The sequence below is a fragment of the Marinactinospora rubrisoli genome (assembly GCF_042664915.1).
GTDB classification, from domain to species: Bacteria; Actinomycetota; Actinomycetes; order Streptosporangiales; family Streptosporangiaceae; genus Marinitenerispora; species Marinitenerispora rubrisoli.
Genome location: NZ_JBHTBH010000011.1, coordinates 212,445 through 221,338, shown reverse-complemented (window position 1 = coordinate 221,338; position 8,894 = coordinate 212,445). Strand labels below are relative to the sequence as shown.

Sequence of the window (8,894 nt, the reverse complement as noted above, 5' to 3'; positions counted from 1 at the left end):
CCACATCGGCCGCGGAGCGCCGGGCGTGGTGGACGTGCGGGCCGGCGGACACCGGCTGGCGAATCAGTTCCCCTGCTTGGGGCCCTTCGGCATCTTCACGCCCTTGGGAATGGGGCCCTTGGGCATCTGCAGGGCCGGCGGCAGCGCCTTGAGGCGGTAACGCAGCTCCGCGACCTCGGCCTTGCCCAGGTTGCGCGGGAGCTTCAGCATCCGCTTCTGCAGATCGGCGATGGGGACCTGTCCCTCACCCCGTCCGACCTGCACGTCGTAGATGGGGGTGTGGTAGGCGACGCGCGCCACCCGCTTCTTCTCCGCGGCGATGAGCCCCTTCAGCCGCTGCGGGTCGCCCTCGCCCACCAGGACCACGCCCGGCCGGCCGACCGCGCGGTGCACGATGTCCATGCTGCGGTTGCCGTTCACCCCGGCGTCCACCGACCAGTCGCCGCGCATGTTCTCCAGGACCGCCATGCCCGCGCCGAGCTGACCGTCCAGCATCTGGTACTGGATGCGCTGTGCGCTGCGGGTGAAGAGCAGGAAACCGGCGATGAAGGCCACCGGGATGCCGAGCAGGATCCAGTACAGCCAGCTTCCGGTGATGACCGCGCCCAGAACGGCCAGCGCGAGCACCAGCACCGCGGCCCCGACCGCGAGCGGGATGCTCTTGGGGCTCTGCCGGTGCACGAGCTTCGCGACCATGCCGATCTGCTTGAGTCTGCCGGGGGACTTGGGGGCCTTGTCGGCGCCACCCCCGCCCTTGGCGCTGGTCGCCGGGGTGTTCTGGGAGTCCTTGGGCTGCTTCGCCATACCCCCAAGGATATGGTGAGCGGGAGAGCATACGTGAAACGGCAGCCGTGGGCTGCCGTTTCAGGTTCATTACGTTGTCATGCGCCGTGCCGGGCCGCCGGACGCCGCCGCCCGGACTCCGCGCAGGGTCAGGCCGGCGCCGCGACGCTCTCGGACCGCCGCTGCACCGCCTGCCGGTACAGCCGGCCGGCGCGGTAGGAGGAGCGCACCAGCGGCCCCGACATGACGCCGGCGAAGCCGATCTCCTCGGCCTCCTCCCGCAGCTCCACGAACTCCTCCGGCTTGACCCACCGGTCGATCGGGTGGTGCAGCTTGGACGGGCGCAGGTACTGGGTGATGGTGAGCAGGTCGCAGCCGGCCTCGTGCAGGTCGCGCATGGCCTGGCTGATCTCGTGCCGCTCCTCGCCCATGCCCAGGATCAGGTTGGACTTGGTGACCAGCCCGTCCTCGCGCGCCCGGGTGATGACCTCCAGCGACCGCTCGTACCGGAAACCCGGCCGGATCCGCTTGAAGATCCGCGGAACGGTCTCGATGTTGTGCGCGAGCACCTCCGGACGGGAACCGAACACCTCGGCGAGCTGGCCGGGATCGGCGTTGAAGTCCGGGATGAGCAGCTCCACGCCGGTGCCCGGGTTCAGCTCGTGGATCTTGCGGACCGTCTCGGCGTACAGCCACGCCCCGCCGTCGTCGAGGTCGTCGCGGGCCACGCCGGTGACGGTGGCGTACTTCAGGCCCATCGTGCGGACCGACTCGGCGACCTTCAGCGGCTCGCGGCGGTCCAGGGCGGTGGGCTTGCCCGTGGCGATCTGGCAGAAGTCACAGCGCCGGGTGCACTGGTCGCCGCCGATGAGGAACGTGGCCTCGCGGTCCTCCCAGCACTCGTAGATGTTCGGGCAGCCCGCCTCCTGGCACACCGTGTGCAGGCCCTCCCGGCGGACCAGCGAGTGCAGCTCGGTGTACTCCGGCCCCATCTTCGCCTTGATCTTGATCCACGGCGGCTTCTTCTCGACGGGGACCTGGCTATTGCGGGCCTCGACCCGCAGCAGCTTGCGGCCCTCTGGAGCGACGCTCAACGCCTTTCCTTTCCTCATCCCTCGTGGGGTGTTGTCCCGGGTGGCCTCCGTGGCGAGCGAACGGAGGACGTCGCCGGCCGCGGGTCACGCGGACGCCGCCGCCGGTTCCGGCAGCTCGGGGACGCCCTCGGTGCGCCGGTAGGCGGACGCGCCCAGCAGGTCGGCCAGGTGGCGCTCGGTGGGCGCGAGCACGTCGGCGACCCCGACTCGGCGGCCGAGTTCCCGGGACAGCGAGGTGGTCCCCGCGTCGGAGATCCCGCACGGCACGATCCGGTCGAACCACGACAGGTCATTGTCGCAGTTGACGGCGAACCCGTGCATCCCGACCCCGCGCGCGATCCGGCAGCCGATGGACGCGATCTTCCGCTCGATCAGCCCGCGTTCGGGGTCGGCCGCCAGCCACACGCCGGTCCGGCCCTCGACCCGGATGCCGGTCAGGCCGAACTCGGCGATCGTACGAATGATCGCCTCCTCCAGCATGCGCACGTAGGCGACGACGTCGATGGGGTCGCGCAGCCGCACGATCGGGTAGGCGGTGAGCTGCCCGGGCCCGTGCCAGGTGATCTTGCCGCCGCGGTCGATGTCGACCACGGGCGCGCCCGGATCGGTCTGCGGGCGGTCCCACGGGCCGGTGCGCTTGCCCGCGGTGTAGACGGGCTCGTGCTCCAGCAGGAGCACGGTGTCGGGTACGAGGCCGGCGACACGGCGCCGGTGCAACTCGCGCTGGAGGTCCCACCCCTCCTGGTACGGAACCGGGGCGGCGCCCAGCCAGGCGAAAACGAGATCACTCACGCGTTCCACCATACGCCCCGGAACCACCGCGGATGATGTCGGATAGTGCACCCCCCAACTCCGGGTGCCGGAAGGAATAACCCGCGTCCAGCAGGCGTTGCGGCACCGCCCGCTGGCTGGGCAGGAGCACCTCCGCGGCGAACTCGCCGAGCGCGGCCCGCAGCGCGTACCGCGGGGCCGTCAGCAGCGCCGGCCGCCGCACCGCGCGGCCGAGCGCCGTGGTGAAGTCCGCGTTGGTCACCGGCTCCGGCGCGCACACGTTGACCGGGCCGGTGATGTCGGGACGCTCCAGCAGGAACCGGATGGCGGCGACGTCGTCGGCGATGGAGATCCAGCTCAGGTACTGCCGGCCGTCACCGAGCCGCGCGCCCAGCCCCGCCCGGAAGAGCGGAAGCAGGGTGGCGAGCAGCCCGCCGGATCGGCTCAGCACGACGCCGCTGCGCAGGTGAGCCACCGAGACTCCGGCGCGCTCCGCCGGGCGCGTGGCGGCCTCCCAGTCGGCCACCAGGTCGGCGAGGAAGCCGGTGCCCCGCGGGCCGTCCTCGGTGAGCGTCCGGTCGCCGGCGTCGCCGTAGCGGCCCACCGCGGAGGCGGACAGCAACCGCGCGGGCGGCTCCGCCATCTGGCTGATAGCGGTGGCCAGCGTTCCGGTGCCGATGACCCGGCTGTCCCGGATCTCCGCCCGGCGCCGCCGGGTCCACCTGGCCGGGCCCAGGGGGCGCCCGGCCAGGTGCACCACGGCGTCCGTGCCCACGAGCCGGTCGGTGTCGACCTTCTCGCCGTAGGGGTCCCACCCCGCTTCCCCCGCGGTGCGCGGGCGGCGCCGCACCAGATGCAGCACCTCGTGGCCGTCGCGGGTGAGGGACTCGCTCAGGGCCGTGCCCATCAGCCCCGAGGCTCCGGTGATCGCGATCCTCATGCCCGGATGACTACCCGGACGGGCGCGCTTGGCACCCGGCCGCGGCGGATCGCGCCCGGGCCGCGGACCCGTTCACGGGCGCGGCGGGCGGCTGTGGCCGAGAAAACCGCGTGGATTCTCGGGAAACTGGTGCGCCCACCTCAGCCGGTGCATTACTGTGAGTGGTGGGCAACGAGCCGCGTGTAAGGGTTCTCCCCGCACCTGCGGGGATGTTCCGCGGTGTTGGAACCTCCGGCGGTCGTGTACCGCCGGAAACCGACCTTGGTGATGGGGATCATCAGGGGATGGTGATTGGTGGGGTGAAGAAAGGGGCGGTATCCGGCAACGGGTACCGCCCCCTCTTCGTGTCCGGGGACGTCGGCGTCGGACGGGCCGCTGATTCGCCTCGCCGGCTCCGTCGCGGGCGCCGGGCGCGGCGTGCCGTTCCCGGCACGAAAGACGCCCCCGGCCGGTCCGGTGGGACCTTCCGGGGGCGTGCGCGGGTGCGGACGGCGCCGCGGCGGCGACTAGGCCAGGCCGAGCTCCGCCTCGAACGCGCCCTCTTCCAGACGCGCCCGGACGTCGGTGAGGAAACGCGCCGCGTCGGCGCCGTCGATCAGCCGGTGGTCGTAGCTCAGCGACAGGTACGCCATCGACCGGACCGCGATGACCTCGCCGAGCTGCGGGTCGTCGACCACCACGGGCCGCTTCACCACGGCGCCGGTGCCGAGGATGGCGACCTGCGGCTGGTTGATGATCGGCGTCTCGAAGAGCGCGCCGGCGCTGCCCGTGTCGGTCAGCGTGAACGTGCCGCCGCTGAGCTCGTCGGGGTTGAGGCCGCCGGTGTGCGCCCGCTCGGAGAGGTCGGCCACCTTACGGGCGAGTCCGCCCAGGTTGAGGTCGCCGGCGTCCTTGATGACCGGGGCCAGCAGCCCGCGCTCGGTGTCCACCGCGATACCGAGGTTCTCGATGCTGTGGTAGGTGACCTCGCGCTTGGCGCTGTCGATGACGGCGTTCAGCTTCGGGTGCGCCTTCAGGGCCTCCACCGTGGCCAGGGCGAAGAACGGGAAGTAGGTCAGCTCCACGCCCTCGCGGGCGGCGAAGTCGGCCGCCGCCTGCTCGCGGAGCCGGGCGATGCGGGTGACGTCGACCTCGATCACCTGGGTGAGCTGGGCGGAGGTGTGCAGCGACTCCACCATCTGCTCGGCGATGGTCTGACGCAGCCGGCTCATCGCCTCGGTGCGGCCGCGGAGCTTGGTGTCGGCCGCGACCACCCGCGGTGCCGCCGGAGCCGCGGGCGCCGCGGCGGCCGGGGCGGCGGGCTGCTCGCGCAGCCGGCGGGCGGCCTCCTGGACGTCCTGCTTGCGGATGCGGCCGCCGACGCCGGTGCCCTTGACCGTGCTCAGGTCGACGCCGTGCTCGGCGGCGAGCTTGCGCACCAGTGGAGTGACGTAGGCCTCGGTGTCGGTGCCGCTGGCCTGGCCGGTGCCGCTCAGCGTTTCGACGTCCACCGGCGGGGTGGTGTCCTCGCGGCTGGGGCGGGCGACGGGTGCCGGGGCCGGCTCGGGCGCGGCCTGCGGCGCGGGCTCGGGGGCCGGGGGAGGAGCCGGGGCCGGAGCGGGCTCGGGCTCGGGCTCCGGCCGGGCGGCCTCGGCGGGCGCGGGCACTTCCTCGGCGGGGGCCTCCTCGGCGCCGCCGATGAGCGCGATCTCAGCGCCGACCTCAACGGTCTCGTCCTCGGCGACGAGGATCTTGGTCAGGACACCGGCGACCGGCGACGGGATCTCCGTGTCGACCTTGTCGGTCGAGACCTCAAGGAGCGGCTCGTCGACCTCGACGGTGTCGCCCTCCTTCTTCAGCCACTGGGTGACGGTGCCCTCAGTGACGCTTTCGCCCAGCGCGGGCATGGAAATGGAAGTCGGCATGAGTTCCTCTTAGATGTTTCAGCCCGAGCGGCTGCGGAGCGGGCGAGACGTGGGACGCTGAGAGCGCTTCTAGAACTGTATGTCCAGATCAAGCCGGAGGCGGCCGGCCGGGCGGGGGCCCGTCGCCGCCCGGACCGCGTCGCCAGCCCGATCGTGGGGCCGGCGGGGTGACCGCTCTCAGCGGGTGGACGGGGGCGGTCGGGGCCGGAGCGCGGCGCGGGCCGGCGGGCCCGGCCCACGCTCCGGCGAGCAGCGGCGCGGAGCAGGAGCCGGGCTCGCTCCGCGCCGCTGCTCACGTCAGTCGTGGACGTGCAGCGGCTTGCCGGCGAGCGCGAGGTGCGCCTCGCCCAGCGCCTCCGACTGGGTCGGGTGCGGGTGGATGAGCTGCGCCACCTCCGACGGCAGCGCCTCCCAGTTGTAGATCAGCTGCCCCTCGGCCACCAGCTCGCCGACCCGGCTGCCCACCATGTGCACGCCGAGCACGGGGCCGTCCTTCTGGGCGATGACCTTGACCGCGCCCTGCGTCTGGAGGATCTGGCTCTTGCCGTTGCCGCCCAGGTTGTAGGTCATCTCCTGGATCTCGTAGCCGCGCTCCTTGGCGACCTTGGAGGTGATGCCGACCGAGGCGACCTCGGGCTCGCAGTAGGTCACCCGCGGCACACCGTCGTAGTCGATGTTGACCGGGTTCAGGCCGGCGATGTGCTCGGCCACGAAGATGCCCTCGGCGAAGCCGACGTGCGCGAGCTGCAGGGTCGGGATGAGGTCGCCCACCGCGTAGATGTTGCCCACGCCCGTGTGCAGGTTCTCGTCGACCTGGACGAAGCCGCGCTCCAGCCGCAGGCCGGCCTCCTCGTAGCCGAGCCCCTCGGAGACCGGGCCACGGCCGACGGCGACCAGCAGCAGCTCCGCCTCAAGCGACTTGCCGTTCTTCAGGGTGACCGCGACCCCGCTGTCGGTGGTCTTCACGGTCTCGAACGGGGTGCCCAGCTCGTACTTGATGCCGCGCTTGCGGAACGCCCGCTCCAGCAGCTTGGAGCTGGACTCCTCCTCCACCGGGACGAGGTGCGGGAGCGCCTCCACGATGGTGACCTCGGCGCCGTAGGACCGCCACACACTGGCGAACTCGACACCGATGACGCCGCCGCCGAGCACGATGACCGACTCGGGCACCCGGTCCAGCTTCAGCGCGTCGTCGCTGGAGATGATCTTCTCGCCGTCCAGCTCCAGGCCGGGCAGCGTCTTCGGCTTGGAGCCGGTGGCCAGCAGGATGTTGCGGCCCTGGTAGACGGCGTCGCCGACCGTGATCCGGTCGGTGCCGGTCAGCCGGCCCTCACCCTCGACGATGGTGATGCCGCGGCTCTTGAGCAGACCGCCCAGGCCGCGGAACAGCCCGCCGATCACCTTGTCCTTGTACTTGTGCACCGCCGCCATGTCGATGCCCTCGAACGTGGCCTTCACGCCGAAGTTCTCGCTCTCCCGCGCGCTCTCCGCCACCTCGGCGGAGTGCAGCAGGGCCTTGGTCGGGATGCAGCCGCGGTGCAGGCAGGTGCCGCCGACCTTGTCTTTCTCGATCAGGGCGACGCTCAGGCCCAGCTCGGAGGCGCGAAGCGCGGCCGCGTAGCCGCCGCTGCCGCCGCCCAGGACGACGAGGTCGAAGGTGCCGCCGCTCTCACTCACGGGAAGGACACTCCTTGGTTTCGTTCGGTGGGTCAGCCTGGATACCGACGTGGTCGGATATCCGGACGGCCGGGCGGTTCGCACCCGGCCGTCGTCGTTCTTCAGTTGTCGGCGTAGGACTCGGCGATGCGCACCAGCGTGCGCGTCGCGGCCCCGGTGCCGCCCTTGGGGGTGTAGCCGTGCGGCTGGCCCTGGTTGAAGGCCGGCCCGGCGATGTCGAGGTGCGCCCAGCGGACGCCCTCCTCGATGAACTCGCGGAGGAACACCCCCGCGCTGAGCATGCCGCCCCACCGCTCACCGGCGACGTTGGCGATGTCGGCGACGGCGGAGTCCAGGCCCTTGCGCAGTTCGTCGGGGAGCGGCATCGGCCAGGCGGACTCGCCGGCCGCGCCGGCGGCGGCGAGCACCTGCTCGCGGACCTCGTCATCGTTGGCCATGACCGCGAACACCCGGGTGCCCAGGGCCACCAGCTGCGCGCCGGTGAGCGTGGCGACGTCCACGATGAGGTCGGGCCGGTCCTCGTGCGCCCGGACGAGTGCGTCGGCCATGACCAGGCGGCCCTCGGCGTCGGTGTTGAGCACCTCGACGGTCTTGCCGCCGTAGATGGTCAGGACGTCGGAGGGGCGCTGCGCGGTCCCGCTCGGCATGTTCTCGGCGATGGCGAGGTAGCCGACCACGTTGACCGCGGGGCGCAGCACCGCGATCGTGCGCAGTGCGGCCAGCACCGCCGCCGCGCCGCCCATGTCCGACTTCATCCAGTCCATGGAGGCGGCGGGCTTCAGCGAGAGGCCGCCGGAGTCGAAGGTGATCCCCTTGCCGACGAACGCGACGGTCCGGGTGGCGTCGGGGTGGGAGTAGGCGAGCCGGACCAGCCGGGGCGGGTTGGCGGAGCCCTGGCCGACCCCGATGATGCCGCCGTAGCCGCCCTCGGCGAGCGCCTGCTCGTCGAGCGTCAGCACGTCGATGCCGACGTCGCGGGCGACCTCCTCGGCGACGCCCGCCAGATCCTCGGGGTGCAGGTCGGCCGGCGCGGTGTTCACGAGGTCTCGCGCCAGGTTCACCGACTCGGCGAGGACCAGCGCACGCCGGGCCGCGTCGTCCGCGCCTTCGGCCGAGCTGACGACCGTCAGCGCGCTCGCCCGCGCCGTCTCGTCGGCGTCGGTGCGGTAGCGGTCGAAGGAGTAGTTGCCGAGCAGGGCGCCCAGCGCCACGGCGGTGACCTGGTCGGCGTTCTGTGCGGGAAGCGCCAGCGCGACCCGCGCCTTGCCCTCCAGCGCCCGCAACGCCGCTCCGGCCGCGCGGGCCAGCGCGTCGGAGGAGACGGCACCGCCGTCAGCGGGGGCGTCCCCCAGGCCGACCGCGACCACCACCGGCGCCGTGACGGTGCCGAGAGCGGGAACGGTGCGGACCTCTTCGAGGGCACCGCTCGCGCCCAGCAGCGCCAGCGTCCCGGCGAGTCCGCCGGAGAACGCCGAATCGACGTCGTGAGCGCCCGACGCGGGCTCCGGTCCGTCGGCTCCGGAGTGGTAGCCGACGACCACCGCGTCGGCGTCGAGCGAACTGGGGGATTCCGTAATGACTGACAGCGACGTGCTCACGAGGTCGATGCTAGTCCTTGTGACGTGCGGGCGGGCACGTGGCTCCCGCCGCGTGGCGGTATCCCCGCGTCGCCGGGGCGGGCGGGTGGACCGCAAAGGCGTGCGTCCGCGGCGCGCGGCAGAGCGG

The 8,894-nt window shown here is 72.5% G+C and carries 7 protein-coding genes; all 7 read right to left on the bottom strand.

What is annotated here, in order from left to right:
- Positions 1 to 63: 63 nt before the first annotated feature.
- The 7 genes from ACFQRF_RS22020 to ACFQRF_RS21990 all read right to left on the bottom strand — a co-directional run bounded on the left by ACFQRF_RS22020 (position 64) and on the right by ACFQRF_RS21990 (position 8,767).
- Positions 64 to 804: a DUF4191 domain-containing protein gene (locus ACFQRF_RS22020; protein ID WP_379873049.1), complete on the bottom strand. Its 741-nt coding sequence runs from the start codon at positions 802 to 804 to the stop codon at positions 64 to 66.
- 128 nt (positions 805 to 932) lie between these two features.
- The gene (lipA, locus tag ACFQRF_RS22015) at positions 933 to 1,877 is read right to left on the bottom strand and encodes a lipoyl synthase (protein ID WP_379873048.1); all 945 of its coding nucleotides are present in this window, start codon (positions 1,875 to 1,877) and stop codon (positions 933 to 935) included.
- An 84-nt stretch (positions 1,878 to 1,961) separates the two neighbouring features.
- Positions 1,962 to 2,669 (bottom strand): lipoyl(octanoyl) transferase LipB, encoded by a 708-nt coding sequence (gene lipB, locus ACFQRF_RS22010; RefSeq protein ID WP_379873047.1) that lies wholly within the window; start codon positions 2,667 to 2,669, stop codon positions 1,962 to 1,964.
- Positions 2,662 to 3,588, bottom strand: coding sequence for a TIGR01777 family oxidoreductase (locus ACFQRF_RS22005; RefSeq protein ID WP_379873046.1), 927 nt, complete (start codon positions 3,586 to 3,588; stop codon positions 2,662 to 2,664). The genes lipB and ACFQRF_RS22005 overlap by 8 nt, the downstream gene beginning before the upstream one ends.
- 506 nt (positions 3,589 to 4,094) lie before the next feature.
- Positions 4,095 to 5,492, bottom strand: coding sequence for a 2-oxoglutarate dehydrogenase, E2 component, dihydrolipoamide succinyltransferase (gene sucB, locus ACFQRF_RS22000; RefSeq protein WP_379873045.1), 1,398 nt, complete (start codon positions 5,490 to 5,492; stop codon positions 4,095 to 4,097).
- Between the two features lie 297 nt (positions 5,493 to 5,789).
- Positions 5,790 to 7,169 carry a dihydrolipoyl dehydrogenase gene (gene lpdA / locus ACFQRF_RS21995; protein WP_379873044.1) on the bottom strand — a complete coding sequence of 460 codons (1,380 nt, stop codon included), beginning with the start codon at positions 7,167 to 7,169 and terminating at the stop codon, positions 5,790 to 5,792.
- A 101-nt stretch (positions 7,170 to 7,270) separates the two neighbouring features.
- Entirely contained in the window at positions 7,271 to 8,767 is a 1,497-nt protein-coding gene (locus tag ACFQRF_RS21990; protein WP_379873043.1) for a leucyl aminopeptidase, read from the bottom strand.
- Between the last annotated feature and the right edge of the window lie 127 nt (positions 8,768 to 8,894).